We start from the raw sequence: 16,539 nt of genomic DNA on the forward strand, positions 1-16,539 counted from the left end.
TCAGTCACATTTAGCGGCAAGTTAATTATTGTGACCTCTCCCGCTGAAATTGGCAGATTAAATAATAGATGGAGTTTCCAATGTCAGAAAGACTTAGACGTACAAAGATCGTAACGACCCTTGGTCCTGCTACCGACCGTGATAACAACCTTGAAAAAATTATCGCTGCGGGTGCAAACGTTGTTCGAATGAATTTCTCTCATGGTAGTCCTGAAGATCATATTCAACGCACTAAAACGGTACGTGAAATCGCCGCTAAACTCGGTAAACACGTTGCAATTCTTGGCGATTTGCAAGGTCCTAAAATCCGCGTTTCGACATTTAAAGAAGGTAAAATCCAGCTTGCTATCGGTGATAAATTCACTCTGGATAGTGATCTTCCTAAAGGTAACGGTGATCAGAACTCCGTGGGTCTTGATTATAAAGAACTGCCAAAAGACGTGACTACTGGCGATATTCTTCTTCTTGATGATGGCCGTGTACAGTTGAAAGTTATTGCCGTAGAAGGCAACAAGGTTCACACCGAAGTGACGGTAGCTGGCCCGCTTTCCAATAACAAAGGTATTAACAAAAAAGGTGGCGGCCTGTCAGCAGAAGCGCTGACAGACAAAGATAAAGCCGACATTCTTACTGCTGCGAAAATAGGGGTCGACTATCTTGCGGTCTCTTTCCCTCGCAACGGCGAAGACATGAAATATGCCCGCCGTCTGGCGACCGATGCTGGCCTGGAGGCTAAACTGGTTGCAAAGGTTGAACGTGCGGAAGCCGTTGCAACCACAGAAGCGATGGATGACATTATCATGGCATCTGACGTGGTTATGGTTGCTCGTGGTGATCTCGGTGTAGAAATTGGTGACCCCGAATTAGTCGGTGTTCAGAAGAAACTGATCCGTCGTGCGCGTAGCCTGAACCGTACCGTGATCACCGCGACTCAGATGATGGAGTCAATGATCACCAGCCCAATGCCAACACGTGCAGAAGTCATGGATGTGGCGAACGCCGTACTTGATGGTACCGATGCCGTGATGCTGTCTGCCGAAACGGCTGCTGGCGCCTTCCCGGTTGAAACCGTAAAGGCAATGGCTAGCGTATGTATTGGTGCAGAAAAAGAGCCAAGCATCAATATTTCTAAACACCGCCTGTCTCGTACTTTCTCATCTCCGGAAGAAACAATTGCAATGTCGACCATGTATGCTGCCAACCACATGGAAGGCGTTAAAGCGATGATCACAATGACAGAGTCTGGCCGCACACCACTCATGATGTCTCGTATTTCTTCTGGTCTGCCTATCTTTGCAATGTCGCGTAATGAAAAGACCCTAAACCGTGCAGCACTATACCGTGGGGTAACACCGGTGTACTTTGATCGTGATAGCGATTCAGGTCTTGAAGCTGCTAAGCACGCAATCGCCGTCCTGAAAGATAAATGCTATTTAGTAAAGGGGGATCTGGTCATCGTCACTCAAGGTGATGTGATGGATACTGTTGGTTCAACGAATAACATCCGTATTCTGACAGTAGAATAAATTCCTACGTATTTGATACGGTTAAAGAGGCTCGCTGCTATCTGCTATAGCAAGCCTCTTTTTTATACCTATCATTTATCTGGCGGCGTCCAGTGCGGGTTTGTCTTTGCGGTCAGTATATGATCTTCCCAGTTGCCATTTATCAACAGATAGTCTTTGGCCTGGCCTTCTTTTTCAAATCCGAGTTCAGACAGCACCTTGCCGCTTTTCGTATTTCTCGGCATGTACCCCGCCATAATGCGATGGAAATGCCTCTCTTCAAACATCCATTTCACCACTGCATTCAACGAACGGCGCATAATACCTTGCCCCTGATATTCTTCACCCAGTGAGTAACCAACATGGCAGGCATAGAAAGGATGCTTGATCAAATTACTAAAATTAATGACACCACAAATGTCGTCAGAACCCTGCTTCACTATCACAAAATAATAAGCTAAATGATGCTTTTGCAGCTCCGATAATTGGATCAGCCTTTTTTCCCATCCTTCTAGCGAAAAGAAACCTTCTTCGCGCAGCGGTTCCCAAGGCTGGAGAAATTGGCGATTTTTTTTGTAATAAGCTGATATGCGTTGCGCATCTTTGGTACTAATCAAACGAATTTTAAGTTCATCAACTACTAATGTTGAAGAGCGGTTTATAATAGTATTAAACAAATTAGCCTCTTATAACATAATGATGTACTACGACTGTCTAGATACCGTATTAGGAAAAATCTATCTGCTTGCTGATGATAAGGGGCTACGCCAATTGATTGTTGGCAGCACCGGTTTTTGCCCCGATGCGAGTTGGGAACACAATCCCGACACAATGAAACCCTATATTAGCCAGCTAAAAGAATACCTCGGTGGCAAACGGCGCACCTTCACTCTTCCGCTGGCACCACAAGGTACGGCTTTTCAACAACAAGTCTGGCACTCTCTCACTGAGATACCATTCGGCCAAACCCGTAACTACCAACAAATAGCAAAAAAAATTGGTCTTCCACTAGCTGGTCAGGCGATTGGAATGGCAAAGAATGTCAATCCAATCCCGATAATCATACCCTGCCACCGTGTTCGCAATGACAATGATAGCTTATGTGGCTACCGGTATGGGCGTGAAATGGTGTCTCAGTTATTAGCGCTGGAATCTGGCCAACTCTCTCTACTGAACAAAACTTAACCTGTAATTTTCAGCTTAGGCTAGCGCTTCGTCAGACCATACTCACGCAGTTTGTTGGCTACTGCTGTATGAGACACACCCAACCGTTTTGCCAGCTTACGGGTTGATGGGTAGCTGCGATAAAGGTTCGCCAGGATCCCCGACTCATAACGCTTCATGATTTCATCAAGTGAGCCGTCTAACGTCTCATCGCTGATGATACTCGCCGACTCATTTTCGGGCAGCTGCACATCGTCAACTGTAATTTCGGGCCCCTCGACCTGAGTCATCGCCCGAAATAACACATTGCGAAGCTGGCGGATGTTACCAGGCCACGCATACTGACTGAGGTATTGCGCCAATTGTTCTGAAATTCGCGGCTTTGGCTGTTGTAACTCTTGGGCAAACTGGGCCAAAAACAACTCAGCCAACGGTACAATATCGGCGCTGCGCTCTCGCAACGACGGAACAACTAACGCTAATACATTCAGTCGATAATAAAGATCTTCGCGAAAATCACCCGCAGCGACTAAGTCTGGAAGTTTTTTCTGGGTTGAACAAATCACCCGAACATCGACTTTAACCTCTTCTTCTTCACCGACCCGGCGGAATGTACCGTCTTGCAAAAAACGCAGTAGCTTAATTTGCAGGTGAGGCGACATTTCACCAATCTCATACAAGAAGACAGTACCACCAGCTGCTTGCTCAAAAATACCTTTCTTACCTGGCTCATGGTGATCACCTGCGAAACCGAACAACTCAGTTTCCGCGGCATTATCTGGCATAGAGACACAGTTAACCACGAGAAAAGGCTGCTCTCGACGTATCGAACGCTGGTGGCAAGCACGTGCCAGCATCTCTTTCCCGGTCCCTGTTTCACCCTGGATCAGTAAAGGGGCATCCAGCAAAGCCAGTTTTTTAGCTTGAGCAAGCAAATGCTTGAAGCGGGAAGATTGCCCGACTAAATGCTCAAAACCGTTATCTCCACTGATTTTGCGCATTGCGATCGGCATTTTCGCCTCAGACAGAGATTTAAGCAGGATCACGGCACTGGCTAATACCGGCTCTTCACTCTCATCAGCCACATACACCGGCATGACTTCCATCAGATAATCAAGGCCTGAAATCACCACCATCTCACTACGCTTTTGAGCCCCCTCTTTTTCCAACCAGCGACTGTAGTTGAAGCCCAGGATCACCTGGATACTTTCCCCTAATAAATCGTGGCTGGATTTCCCCATCAGATGTTCGGCTGCTTCGTTGGCAAGGTCGACCTTTCCGCTGAGATTGATTGAGAAGAAAGGATCCGGAAGGGTCTGCAAAAGTGCCTTGAGTTCTTTATGTTCCCGCTCACTGGGCATGAACTGGATTTTACGAACATCGGTTACACCATCTAACTGACGAATTTGCGACATGAGCTGACTAAATTGTTCAAACTCAATCTCTGGACAATTGAGATAAATGATCCCGATGCGGTCAATTTCAATCCCCCTAAGGTTAATTTCTTTGCTGGATAATATATCGAGCAGTTCTCGGGTTATTCCAAGCCGGTCTTCGCAATTGACTTGTAACCTCATATCGTGCGCCTTCTCGTTTCAACGTTCGGTTTGTGCTCAACAGCTGAATACTCTGTGTGGATCAGATAATTATACTGTTTGGTCTGTTAATGTGTCAGGAATAGTTGACACTATTAAAGTGTGCGACGAAGCTGAATGTGAGTCAAGTCACTGATGTGGCATGATGAGAGGTGGAACAATCATGATCTGTACATATGACTGTTCTCTGAGCAATACGGAGCAGAGATCATCTGTTTAATCCAGCCACGCCGAGAAGCTCAGAACGCCACATCTTGAGGTTACTTGGATATATCACCTTTTCGTGTCAGTTGCGCTAACAAATCACGGCGAATTTCACCCAGCCTTGGTTGCTGCTCAGGCTGCCAGGGCAATGGACGCATTACACCCATCGCTTTCAGGCCTAACCGTCCGGTGAGTAAGCCCACACCAACCCCTTGGGCAACCCGGGTTGACATCCGTCCGGCCAAATCAATAGAAAGCATGTCCATTCCGGTATCGGCAATAACTTCTGTTGCCCCGGCAAAGGCCATATTTGCCAGTACTAATTTGACCAGTTTAATCCGTGACCAATAGCCAAGTTCGACACCATAAACGGCTGAGATTTGATCAATTAATTTAAAGTTACGCCATGCTACCAGCAACATATCTGCCAGCGCTAACGGGCTAAGCGCAACCATGACAGCGGCTTCACTGGAATATTTCGCCACTAAACGTCGCGCTAGCTTATCCTGGTGACAAAGTACCAGCTGATCATAGAGCTCCAGCACTTCCCGATCATTGTGAGTTGCCGCGAGTGCCCGTACCCAGCGATCATAGCCGACATGTTCGTCCCTGATGTTGCTCTGTTTTGCCAACTTCATGCAAAATGCTTTGCCCTGACCGATACCGTCGGCCTCTAATAATGCCTGAGCCTGATCGCGCTCTGTTTGTCGTTGTTTTAGTCGGCGTAACTTCAGCAACTCTCGCCCTAACGCGGTGATGCCGGTCACGGCCACTGCCGCGACAATGCCACTCCATCCCAGCGCTAACCAGTCACTGCCTTGGTACGCTGACACAACATAATCAACAGTCTGCCACCCCGTCATAGCCGCCCCCGCAATTAACAGGCCTTTCAGCCAGCCAGTACCGCGCTTAGGTTGACTGGCAAGGGCTTGCGAAAGCTGTTCTTCAACATCATGGTCAACTTTAACATCAGGAAAAAAGCCATTTTCTTCGGCAAACTGCATCTGACTGGTGAGTTCACTTTCTGGCTTATTTCGTTGATTGTCGGGCTGGCTAAATTTACTTGCCTGGGATCCCTGCTCAGGTTGATCAAATAAGATCTTGGTTTTATAGGATTCACTCATTTCAATTTATCTCCAAGCAGATACTCTAAGGCTTTATCCATTCGGATATGGGGAAGTGGCTCGTCACTTTGCAGGGCCAGCGGCCGAAAATTCACAAAGTCGAACCCATTATTTTGCCAGAAACTCTCATTTGGTAAACGTCTTGGCACCTCGCCAGGAAAAAGGGTCTGGATCTGGCCATTTAATGTATGGCCTCGCAAAGCAGGCATTTGCTCTCCTTTATAAGCGACAAATCCCGGCTCTGTTGCCTGAATTGATGAAAGACTGACACAATCCATCTTAATCCCTTCAAATGAAGCCGTATGCCAGGCCTCATTGACTAATTGCTGTAACAGGCTTACTAGATTGGGATGCTGATCTGCGGTCACATGATCAGCTTTGGTCGCCGCAAACAACACTTTATCGATGCGTGGTGAAAACAAGCGGCGCAATAACGAACTGCGACCGTATTTAAAGCTCTGCATCAGCTGATCCAGCGCCTGGCGCATATCATTAAACGATTCAGGCCCACCATTTAGCGGTTGCAGACAATCCACCAGAATGATCTGCCGATCGAAGGTAGAGAAATGCTCCCGATAGAAGGCCTTCACGACATGTTGCTGGTAATACTTATAGCGGTCTTGCAACATTGTGAGGTTGCTGTGTTCACCGGCCTGTTGCAGCTGTGCATCCGTGTATTTATCTGCCCAGACAAACGGGAAAAACTGCAATACCGGTGCCCCGGCAAGTTCGCCTGGCAAAACGAAACGACCCGGCTGTACCCAATGTAAGCCTCCTTCGGCCTTACACTTGAACAGATAATCGGTAAATGCTGCCGAAAGGCGCTCGATCAAGGCTTCATCTGCCGGTGCAAGTGGATCGAACCCATCCCCTAGCGCCAGCCAATCTTGAGCCAGCGTCAGGCGTTTTCCCTTCAGTAACTGCGCTTGCTGACGAGACCAGGTGAGGTAATCCAGGTTCAGTAAGGGTAAATCCAGTAACCACTCTCCCGGATAATCAACAATATCAAGATATAAGGTTGCCGTTTCCTGCAGTAACTTCATCGGCCCCTTTTGCGGTTTATACCTGAGAGCCAAACGGGTCTGACTGACATCTCGAGTAGGCTCCGGCCAGCTCGGGGGGGAAGACAGTAACGCATTCATTCCTTCATCATAAGCGAACTTCGGCACATGCATATCAAGCTGTGGAACACGCTTAGATCCCAACAAGTTACCATCACGAACCGCTGAGAAAAGAGGGAGACGGGGGTTAGTACTTACATGCAGAAGCTGATTAACAAGAGAAGTAATAAACGCCGTTTTACCGGCTCGGGATAACCCTGTTACCGCCAGACGGACATGACGGTCTAAACTCCGGTTCACTAATTTGTTCAGCTCACGACTAATTCGATTCATACTCTTTCCTGCGTTATTCAACGACTGCTCTTAACCACTTTATACCGCAACCAATATGAACGGGTAATGAATATCTGACTCAGTTCTTTCTACTAAACTGAAAACCCAATCAAAGACCAAAAAGCAGGCCGAGAGCCTGCTTCTGTTTTTCATTCTTGCTCGACCACGTTGCCCAACCGTACGCACTAAAGATTTTTAAATTCACGTGCCACTTTAAAAGCCGATGACGTCACATACGCTTCCATTTTGCGCAAGTTTATCTCCATACTATTCAACTCAGCTTCCACGCTCTCCAGTACTTGCTCTGGTGGTCTTCCTGCCTGCCACGGCTTTTGTTTCACATTATGTTCTTTGTAAATATTTTGCTGCTGGAGGCGCTCTTCAGGCATTTTATCTAAGATCAGACAAGCGGCAATATAAGCCAACGTTACAAAAAAACCGCCGCCGAACAAAAAGGCGGATACCGTTAATATCCGCACCAGCCAAATCTCAACACCGAAATATTCGGCAATACCTGCACACACCCCACCCAGTTTGCCGTTCTTCGGATCGCGGTATAGGATTTTACTCATGGTTTTTGCCTCCACTGCGGCGCTTCAGCATCAAGAATACGCTCGAGCGTCACGATACGCTCCTGCATCTGTTCTGCGCGAGAGACTAACGCCTGTAACTTTTCTTGATCTTCACCTGACAAACCCTGTCCCACATTCCGCTTACTGCGGTAGTGAAGAATAAGCCACAGCGGTGCAACAAATATTAAAAACACCATTATTGGACCAACAATAAAACCCATCGACATTGTTCTCTCCTTTTCTCCGCAGAATCAGTTTGTTATTCGCTGTGATTTTTCTTGTAGCCGTTTAACTCACCGCTATTATTCTTTATCTTTAATGTTCGCTTTCATACGAGCCAGTTCTTTTTCGATCTCATCCTGAGCTTGGAGATTGGCAAACTCATCTTCCAAGTTTTGACCACGGCCCAGGCTGTAACTGTCAGCTTCGGCTTCCACTTCATCAATACGACGTTCATATTGCTCAAATTTCGACAATGCTTCATCCACTTTGCCGGTATCAAGCTGACGACGTACATCACGACGGTTACCTGCCGCTTTATGACGCATCACCAACGCTTGTTGACGGGCACGTGTTTCTTGCAACTTAGTTTCAAGCTCGGCAACTTCACCGCTAAGCTTATCAATAGTTTCTTCAACTAACTTATATTCCTCATTCAGTGTTAGCGCCACATCACTGATTTTTTGCTTTTCAATCAAGGCAGCACGAGCCAGATCTTCACGGCCTTTCTGCAGTGCCAGGCTCGCTTTTTGCTGCCAGTCATCGGTTTGTGCTTCGATTGCATTGATACGGCGTTGCAGTTCCTTCTTATCAGCCAAAGCCCGGGCTGATGTGGTGCGAACTTCAACGAGTGTATCTTCCATTTCCTGAATGATCAGACGGATCATCTTCTGCGGATCTTCAGCTTTATCAAGCAATGAGTTTACATTTGCATTTACAATGTCTGCAAAGCGAGAAAAAATACCCATAATAAAACTCCTTAGTTAAACCCGCCGCTGCTTAAGCTTCTGGCTGATTTTTTGTTGACTAACTTAATAACACACCATAAATATATCAAGTACTGTGCCAGTTTATTGTTGAATATAAATCATGTACTTAGCTTTACATCTCCGTAAACAGGCTGTTATTGTGTGGATACACACGCCAATATTTAGCGAGATTGACCATGCGTAAGGCAGATAATTTAATCGGTGAATCAGAAGCGTTTCTTTCCGTACTTGATCAGACCTCCCGGCTTGCTCCTCTAGACCGTCCTATTCTTATTCTTGGCGAAAGAGGAACGGGGAAAGAGCTGATTGCACAGCGCATCCACTATTTATCACGCCGCTGGGATCAACCGTTGATCACCTTAAATTGCGCAGCACTGAGCGAAGGGCTCATCGACTCAGAGCTTTTCGGCCATGAAGCCGGCGCATTTACCGGCGCAAAAGGTCGTCATCAGGGACGTTTTGAACGGGCTGAAGACGGAACACTCTTTCTTGATGAATTAGCTACCGCTCCGCTTGGCGTGCAAGAAAAACTATTAAGAGTGATCGAATATGGTGAATATGAACGCGTGGGAGGCAGTAAAACCTGTCAGGCTAACGTCCGTTTAATTTGCGCAACCAACGCGGATTTACAGCAGTTGGCCCGAGACGGTACGTTTCGCGCCGACCTTCTCGATCGCTTGGCCTTTGATATTATTCATCTTCCGCCATTGCGTGAACGCCAGGAAGATATCTTTCCGCTGGCTGAATATTATGCCGTACGTATGTGCCGAGAATTAGGTTTTGGTTATTTCGCAGGCTTCTCACCGGAAGCCAAAAGTGAATTACTCCACTACCGCTGGCCCGGGAATATTCGGGAGCTGAAGAACGTGGTCGAACGTTCGGTGTTTCGCCACAGTAGTGAAGATGAACCAGTCAGCGAAATCATTGTTGACCCTTTTCATGCCCCCTGGCACACCAAGCCGGCGGAAAGTGAACAGAGCGATATCGAGGTAGCGGGTCGCTCAGCTACCGATATCAGCTTCCCGGTTGATCTGCGCCAGTGGCAACAAGATCAAGAGATCAAAATTATACATAACGCATTGGTTCACGCTAAATTTAATCAGCGAAAAGCCGCTGAACTGTTGGGATTAAGCTACCATCAACTAAGAGGTTTACTGCGTAAATACCAGTTAGTCGGTGGCAGTCTTGATAATTAATACTAATTATTAGCAACAAAACCTTAGAAATAAACAGTTATTAAGGATGATAGCTTGGTGACAGTGATGGAAAATGTTAAATTTACCCACTTGTTTTCAATAAATTCCTTTTCAATATGAGTGCCTATTCGCGTCTGCTCCTTACTTGTTTCAGCCTTCTCGGCCTACTGGGGTGCAGTGAACCTCAACAAGATAGCAATACTCGTAGCCGCGGCTTTGTCTATTGTGGGCAAGATACGCCGAAGACGTTCAATCCACAATTAACTGATGGCGGGCTTACTGTCGATACCCTAGCAGCACAAATCTTCGACCGACTGTTAATGCTAGATCCCGTCAGCCACCAGCCATTACCAAGTGTCGCTCGTAGCTGGTCCGTCAGTGATGACGGGCTTGAGTATACATTCTCTCTGCGTACAGGCATTGAATTTCAGTCTACAGACTGGTTTACGCCAAGCCGCCAGCTCAACGCCCAAGATGTCATATTCAGTTTCAAGCGGGTGATTGAGCCCAACCACCCTTTCCACAAAGTGTCCGGAGGCCGTTATCCCTGGTTTGAAAGCCTCGATTTTAGTCATCTGATTGAAGATATTCAGGCGCTGGATCCACACACCGTGAAGTTCACTCTGCTCCGGCCGGATAATTCCTTCCTGTCAAACCTTGCAACCAGTTATGCCGTCATATATTCGCAGGAATATGGTGAGCAGCTGTTTAAAGCAGGTCAGCTCAATCAACTTGATATGAAGCCGATTGGTACCGGACCTTTTTATCTTGATCAATACATCCCGAGTGACTTGATCCGCCTTAAGCGCCACTGGGGATACTGGCAAGGTGCCGCGCCGATGGAACAGGTGGTATTTGATATTTCCTCTCGCGGCACTGGGACGTTAGCCAAACTATTAAGCCACGAGTGCGATGTTCTGTCTTCCCCGCTTGCCAGCCAGCTACCGGTTATTACTGATAACCCGGATTTTGAATTAATGGCTCAGACAGGGATGAATGTGGCTTTCCTTGCTATCAATAACAACAAGCCTGTACTGCAAGACTTAAGAGTACGAAAAGCCATCAGCTTGGCGATAAACCGAGAAAACCTGCTGAACTCGGTATATTACGGTACCGGTACCAAAGCCAAAAGCCTGTTACCTCCGTTGTCGTGGGCCTATAACCACAATAGCCAGGCGCTGGATTTTTCACCGGAGCGCGCGGTCGCCCTATTAAAAGAAGCTGGCTATGATAAAAATCTGTACTTAACCATGATGGTGCCTCTTGAGGCTCGACCTTATAACCCCAGCCCGAATAAGACCGCCGAACTGATCCAGGCTGATCTCAATGCCGTCGGTATTGAGGTCAGCGTCTCGCATCAGGAAAAGCGGGATCGCATCAGTATCGATGACTCGACGGGTTTCGATCTAATTTTAACGGGCTGGATTGCCGATAACGGTGATCCCGATAACTTCCTTCGTCCGTTGCTCTCATGTAACGCCAAACAAGCAGGATTAAATGTCGCAAATTGGTGTAACCTGAGATTTGATAACCTGCTTGAACTTGCCTTACGTACCACTAAAATCGGTCAGCGTTTGAATTATTACCAACTTGCCCAGGATGTGCTGGATGAACAAGTACCAATCATTCCACTCGCACATGGTGTGCACTTTCAGGTTCACCACAAGTCATTAGGTGGATTGCAGATGAGTCCTTTTGGCACTCGCTCTTTCTCAAGCGTTTACCGAAGCGAGTAGAACATGTTTATTTATACCATTCGTCGCCTGAATCTCTTTATCATTACGCTCGCCATACTAACGATGATCGGGTTCAGTATCTTACGCCTAGACCAGAACTCATTATGGAGTAGCCAGCCATTATGGAGTGGCTGGCTACTCTATGTAGAGAATTTGGCGTCGGGTAACCTGGGCTTGAATCTCAATGGAGAACCGATCACTCAGGAAGTCTTAACCGTCTTCCCAGCAACCTTGGAGCTGTGCTTCTTTGCTTTCCTGCTGTCATTACTGATTGGTATTCCGGTTGGCACACTGGCAGGCGTACGCCGAGGTCGTATCGTTGATACCGTTATCTCCTCCATAACCTTGCTGGGATATTCTATTCCCCTGTTTTGGCTTGCAATGCTGCTGATTTTTTTGTTTTCTCTAAATTTAGGCTGGCTACCTGTCGCAGGCAGATACAGCTTACTGTATGAGATTGATCATGTTACCGGGGTTGCTATTATTGATGTGATGCTGTCAGACAAACCTTATCGTGCCGAAGCGCTTTTTGATGTTATTCAGCACCTGATTCTGCCAACGCTGGTATTGGCCATGGCCCCGACAACCGAAGTTATTCGTTTAGCCCGTTCATCATTCTCGGAAGTCATGACCCAAAACTTCATTAAAGTGGCACAAACTAAAGGTTTGTCGATGTTTGAAATTGTAATGCGCCACGGCATGAAAAACGCCATTCCCCCCATTATTCCAAAACTCGGGATGCAGTTTTCAACCATGATGACCTTCGCCATGCTGACTGAATCTATCTTCAACTGGCCGGGAATAGGCCGCTGGCTGCTGAATGCTATTTCTGAGCAAAACTACGTTGCCATTCAGGCTGGAGTCATTACCGTGGCGAGCTTTACACTGCTTGCCAATATCCTCTCGGATCTTGCGGGTGCAGTGGTTAACCCACTGGTAAGGAAGGAATGGTATGCTATCAAGTAACGTTTACCAGGAGCAGAAAATTCCGACCCAGTGGGAGCGCTCCTGGCTGAATTTCCGCGCTAATTCGCTTGCAATGTTCGGCCTGTGGCTCTTGCTGTTTCTGCTTTTAATCACCATCACGGCCCAATGGCTGGTACCGTATCAACCCCACCAGCAAGTTGGCGAACTGTTGATGCCGCCATCGTGGGATCCGGCCGGCTATGTGTCCTTCTTCTTTGGGACCGATGATTTAGGCCGCGATATGTTAACGCGCTTACTGCTAGGGTCTCAGCTTACTTTTGGCTACGCGCTGCTTATCGCTTTCGCATCCGCTGTAATCGGCTTTACTATCGGTGTCCTGGCCGGTATGACCCGAGGCCTCAAATCCAGTATCCTTAATCATGCATTGGACACGGTACTCTCTATTCCCTCGCTGCTTCTCGCCATTATTGTGGTGGCATATATGGGACCTGGGGAAAACAATATTCTGTTAGCGATCTGGCTGGCGTTGATCCCTCGCTTTATCCGCGCGATTTATACCGCCGTACATAACGAGGTCGAAAAAGACTACATAATCGCGGCGCGCTTAGACGGTGCCAATAATTATTATCTGCTGTATAACTCGATCTTGCCCAATATTTTAACGGTCGTCACCACCGAGTTAACCCGGGCAATTTCTATCGCTATCTTAGATATTGCCGCTTTAGGCTTTCTGGGATTAGGAGCACAAGCGCCTTCTTCAGAATGGGGAGCGATGCTCGGCGATTCAATTGAATTGATTTACCTGGCACCATGGACAGTCACATTGCCAGGATTGGCAATCACGTTCAGTGTATTAGTCGTAAACTTAGTAGGAGACGGACTCCGCCAAGCTTTAAATGCGGGAATAGATTAATGCCATTACTCGATATTCGAAACCTGACCATCGAAATAGATACTCCTCAAGGAATGGTAAAGGCCGTCGATCGCATGAGCCTGACCATTAACGAGAGCGAAATTCGCGGATTAGTGGGTGAATCTGGGTCCGGTAAAAGCTTGGTCGCCAAAGCAATCGCCGGTGTAACCAAAGATAACTGGCGAATCAGCGCTGACCGTATGCGGTTAGGTGATATCGATTTGCTCACACTTTCGCCACGCCAACGCCGGAAAATTGTCGGACGTGAAATTGCAATGATCTTTCAGGAAGCCTCATCGTGTCTTGACCCGTCAGAAAAGGCGGGTGAACAGCTTGAAGAAGCAATTCCGTCATCATCCTTTTCCGGTAAATGGTGGCACCGGTTACGCTGGCGTCAAAAACAAGCCATTGCCCTATTGCACAAAGTGGGGATCAAAGATCATAAGCGGGTCATGAATAGTTACTCGTATGAACTGACCGATGGTGAATGCCAGAAAGTAATGATTGCGATGGCTATCGCCAACCGTCCGCGCCTGCTCATTGCCGATGAGCCGACCAATGATCTGGATCCAATCACTCAGGCTCAGATCTTTCGCTTGCTAAGTCGCATGAATCAGCTGAGTAATACGACCATTCTCTTAGTCAGCCATGATTTAACCACGGTTACCCAATGGGCAGACCGGATAACGGTAATGTATTGCGGACAATCGGTCGAGTCTGGCAGCCGTAAGCAATTACTTGAATCGCCCCACCATCCGTACACTGAAGCATTATTGCGCGCAATGCCTGATTTTAGCTTGAATATCGCCCACAAAAGTAAGCTGGAAACCTTACCGGGATCAATTCCTCCACTGCAGCACTTACCCATTGGCTGTCGACTCGGCCCGCGCTGTCCGCATGCGCAGCGTAAATGTGTTGAGGTACCTAAACGACAGAAAATCAAAAGCCATAAGTTTAGCTGCCACTTCCCGCTAAATATGGAGGAAACAAAGAAATGAGTGCACTACTCGAAGTCGAAAATCTGAAAAAAGATTATCATTACCGATCCGGGCTGTTTCGCCGCCGTACGATTGAAGCCGTCAAACCCGTTTCGTTTTCTCTCGATGCGGGTGAAACTATCGCTTTCATGGGTGAAAACGGCTCAGGTAAGTCGACACTGGCCAAAATGCTCGCGGGTGTCATAGAGCCAACTGATGGCATTATCCGAGTCAACGGTGAGGTACTTGAACCAAAAGATTTTAAGACCCGCTGTAAACTCATCCGGATGATTTTTCAAGATCCGAATACTTCGCTAAATCCGCGAATTCAGATCGGCCGTATCCTGGAAGGCCCACTGAAGCGAAACACCAATATGACGCCGCAAGAGCGTGAGCGTCGTATTATGCAAACCCTCAAACGCGTCGGTCTATTACCCGAGCATGCCTACTTTTACCCGCAAATGCTCGCGACAGGCCAGAAACAGCGTGTCTCACTGGCTCGCGCATTAATTCTACAACCTTGTATCATTGTGGCCGATGAAGCCTTAAACGGCCTGGATATGTCAATGCGCTCGCAGATCCTCAACCTGTTGCTTGAGCTGCAAGAAGAGATGGGGCTGTCATATATTTATGTTTCCCAGCATATGGGCGTGATTAAACACTTCAGCGATAAAGTCATGGTGATGCAAGATGGCGAGGTGGTTGAGCGAGGGCTGACAAATGAAGTATTCAGTAATCCGCAACACCCGTTAACGCAGAAGTTGCTCGATAGCCACTTTGCAGCACCGACCCTCGACAGAACCACGCGTATCAGTCGTGCGACGCCGAAGATCAGCCACTAACACAATAGACCTATCAACGTAAATTGACGGATTCTGAGACAAGGAAAGCTTCAAAGCTTACACTCTGCATCTTGAGGTGGCTTTGGGGCATATACCATTCCATTCATTTCCGAGTCTCTGGCTACTACGATGCGAGAAAAACGGCACTGCCACCGAGAATAACCGAGCTGATCACCGGGATCACCACATACCTGCCCAACGCTTTAGACCCGATTGTTAATGCCATACCCATTTTGACCAGACTATTGACCGCTGCGGCAATAAAAATTCCCAAACCTGCCGTTGCAATTAAGAGCTCAGCTTTACTCTGTCGCCCTAATGCCAGAGTGATCGCATCGACATCGGTGATCCCTGACGCCGCCGATAACAACAAAACCCCGGTGCTACCAAACCACTGTTGCAGTGCCTGTGATAGCAGCATAATAAGCAGTAACACTAAACCAAAAAATAAGGCCGATGTCAGCGCCAGCGGGTTTTGGGTTACCTGAGGCTGCTCACAATCCATAACCTTATTGTGACGCCAAATCCACCACGCCGGCAAATAGAAGCCAACCATCATTAATACCATCGGCAGCCACAGTAATTCCACCAGCTGTCTGTTTACGACCGAGCAAACAAACAGAATTCGCGGAAACATGGTACCGCAACTGATCAGTATCCCGCTGGCTAAAAGCCCGCTTAAGTGCGACTGTTGTTTCGACAAATTAGAAAACTGTAACGTTAATGCGGTCGACGAGCTCAATCCGGCAAAAAGGCAGGTAAACAAGATACCTTTTTCAGGCCCGCCAATTTTGATTGCAAAATAACCGACAAATGAAATACCCGCAATCAACACCACCATCCACCAAATCTCATAGGGATTAATCGCCAGCCAGGGGCCGAACCCCTGATTTGGCAATAGCGGCAACATGACGACTGAAATCAGCAGAAAGCGCAAAGACGCGTCCAATTCATATGCCTGCAGCTTTTTCAGTGCGTCATGGAGTTCTTTTTTGTTATCCAGAATAAGTGCGGTGATCACCGCTGCCGAAGCGGCAATCACAGGCTCACCGACAACCGCCAATGAGCCCAGCATAAAGGTGATAAGCATACCAATCAGTCCGGTAATGCTCAGATCAGCTTTCACTTTCTGGCTATAGACATAGGCAACAGCAATAACAACCGCCAACGCGATCAGTGAAAAAGCAAAAATCAATTCAGAAAACGTCAGTGCTAACAGTCCTGAAATCCCCCCCATCAAACCAATCAATGAGTAGGTTCTGATCCCGGCGACCCGCGACCCCGCAGCTTCATTGCGATATACCCAGCCGCGCTGAGTACCAATAATGGCACCTAGCAGCAGCGAGATTATCAGCCCCAAGAAAGGCGAAGAAAGATCAAATGGCTGGTCCATGGCCTATC

Annotated in this window: 16 protein-coding genes; 8 read left to right on the forward strand and 8 right to left on the reverse strand. The window is 47.5% G+C overall.

The features are described 5' to 3' along the window. The first annotated feature begins 80 nt into the window (after positions 1–80). A complete protein-coding gene (gene pyk, locus AC2204_RS06580; protein WP_318924695.1) occupies positions 81–1,526 on the forward strand; it encodes a pyruvate kinase in 1,446 nt (481 codons plus the stop codon). A gap of 71 nt (positions 1,527–1,597) precedes the next feature. On the opposite strand, the gene rimJ is transcribed toward pyk, so the two are convergent. After that, positions 1,598–2,182, reverse strand: coding sequence for a ribosomal protein S5-alanine N-acetyltransferase (gene rimJ / locus AC2204_RS06585; RefSeq protein ID WP_318924696.1), 585 nt, complete (start codon positions 2,180–2,182; stop codon positions 1,598–1,600). 19 nt (positions 2,183–2,201) lie between these two features. On the opposite strand from rimJ, the gene AC2204_RS06590 reads away from it, so the two are divergent. Continuing rightward, the gene (locus tag AC2204_RS06590) at positions 2,202–2,690 is read left to right on the forward strand and encodes a methylated-DNA--[protein]-cysteine S-methyltransferase (RefSeq protein ID WP_318924697.1); all 489 of its coding nucleotides are present in this window, start codon (positions 2,202–2,204) and stop codon (positions 2,688–2,690) included. Positions 2,691–2,710: 20 nt separating this feature from the next. On the opposite strand, the gene tyrR is transcribed toward AC2204_RS06590, so the two are convergent. The 6 genes from tyrR to pspA all read right to left on the reverse strand — a co-directional run bounded on the left by tyrR (position 2,711) and on the right by pspA (position 8,526). Then, complete coding sequence (tyrR, locus tag AC2204_RS06595) at positions 2,711–4,246, reverse strand: transcriptional regulator TyrR (RefSeq protein WP_318924698.1); 1,536 nt, start codon at positions 4,244–4,246, stop codon at positions 2,711–2,713. A gap of 278 nt (positions 4,247–4,524) precedes the next feature. Beyond that, positions 4,525–5,592, reverse strand: coding sequence for a YcjF family protein (locus AC2204_RS06600; protein ID WP_318924699.1), 1,068 nt, complete (start codon positions 5,590–5,592; stop codon positions 4,525–4,527). Beyond that, positions 5,589–6,986 (reverse strand): YcjX family GTP-binding protein, encoded by a 1,398-nt coding sequence (locus AC2204_RS06605; RefSeq protein ID WP_318924700.1) that lies wholly within the window; start codon positions 6,984–6,986, stop codon positions 5,589–5,591. Before AC2204_RS06605 ends, AC2204_RS06600 begins: the two co-directional genes overlap by 4 nt. 185 nt (positions 6,987–7,171) lie before the next feature. Beyond that, complete coding sequence (gene pspC, locus AC2204_RS06610) at positions 7,172–7,558, reverse strand: envelope stress response membrane protein PspC (RefSeq protein ID WP_318924701.1); 387 nt, start codon at positions 7,556–7,558, stop codon at positions 7,172–7,174. Next, positions 7,555–7,785: an envelope stress response membrane protein PspB gene (gene pspB / locus AC2204_RS06615; RefSeq protein ID WP_318924702.1), complete on the reverse strand. Its 231-nt coding sequence runs from the start codon at positions 7,783–7,785 to the stop codon at positions 7,555–7,557. The genes pspC and pspB overlap by 4 nt, the downstream gene beginning before the upstream one ends. A gap of 75 nt (positions 7,786–7,860) precedes the next feature. After that, positions 7,861–8,526: a phage shock protein PspA gene (gene pspA, locus AC2204_RS06620; protein ID WP_318924703.1), complete on the reverse strand. Its 666-nt coding sequence runs from the start codon at positions 8,524–8,526 to the stop codon at positions 7,861–7,863. 197 nt (positions 8,527–8,723) lie between these two features. Here pspA and pspF point away from each other — a divergent pair, with 197 nt between their 5' ends. From pspF to AC2204_RS06650, 6 genes are all read left to right on the forward strand, one after another. Further along, the gene (pspF, locus tag AC2204_RS06625) at positions 8,724–9,743 is read left to right on the forward strand and encodes a phage shock protein operon transcriptional activator (RefSeq protein ID WP_318924704.1); all 1,020 of its coding nucleotides are present in this window, start codon (positions 8,724–8,726) and stop codon (positions 9,741–9,743) included. Positions 9,744–9,859: 116 nt separating this feature from the next. Then, entirely contained in the window at positions 9,860–11,479 is a 1,620-nt protein-coding gene (gene sapA / locus AC2204_RS06630; protein WP_318924705.1) for an ABC transporter substrate-binding protein SapA, read from the forward strand. Positions 11,480–11,482: 3 nt separating this feature from the next. Next, complete coding sequence (locus tag AC2204_RS06635) at positions 11,483–12,445, forward strand: ABC transporter permease (RefSeq protein WP_318924706.1); 963 nt, start codon at positions 11,483–11,485, stop codon at positions 12,443–12,445. Further along, complete coding sequence (sapC, locus tag AC2204_RS06640; protein ID WP_318924707.1) at positions 12,432–13,319, forward strand: putrescine export ABC transporter permease SapC; 888 nt, start codon at positions 12,432–12,434, stop codon at positions 13,317–13,319. The genes AC2204_RS06635 and sapC overlap by 14 nt, the downstream gene beginning before the upstream one ends. Further along, a complete protein-coding gene (locus AC2204_RS06645; protein ID WP_318924708.1) occupies positions 13,319–14,317 on the forward strand; it encodes a peptide ABC transporter ATP-binding protein in 999 nt (332 codons plus the stop codon). Before sapC ends, AC2204_RS06645 begins: the two co-directional genes overlap by 1 nt. Further along, on the forward strand, positions 14,314–15,138 hold the full coding sequence (locus AC2204_RS06650) for a peptide ABC transporter ATP-binding protein (RefSeq protein ID WP_318924709.1): 825 nt from the start codon (positions 14,314–14,316) through the stop codon (positions 15,136–15,138). The genes AC2204_RS06645 and AC2204_RS06650 overlap by 4 nt, the downstream gene beginning before the upstream one ends. 124 nt (positions 15,139–15,262) lie before the next feature. On the opposite strand, the gene AC2204_RS06655 is transcribed toward AC2204_RS06650, so the two are convergent. Beyond that, a complete protein-coding gene (locus AC2204_RS06655; protein ID WP_318924710.1) occupies positions 15,263–16,531 on the reverse strand; it encodes an MgtC/SapB family protein in 1,269 nt (422 codons plus the stop codon). Positions 16,532–16,539 lie beyond the last annotated feature (8 nt).

Source organism: Photobacterium sp. (genome assembly GCF_057456235.1).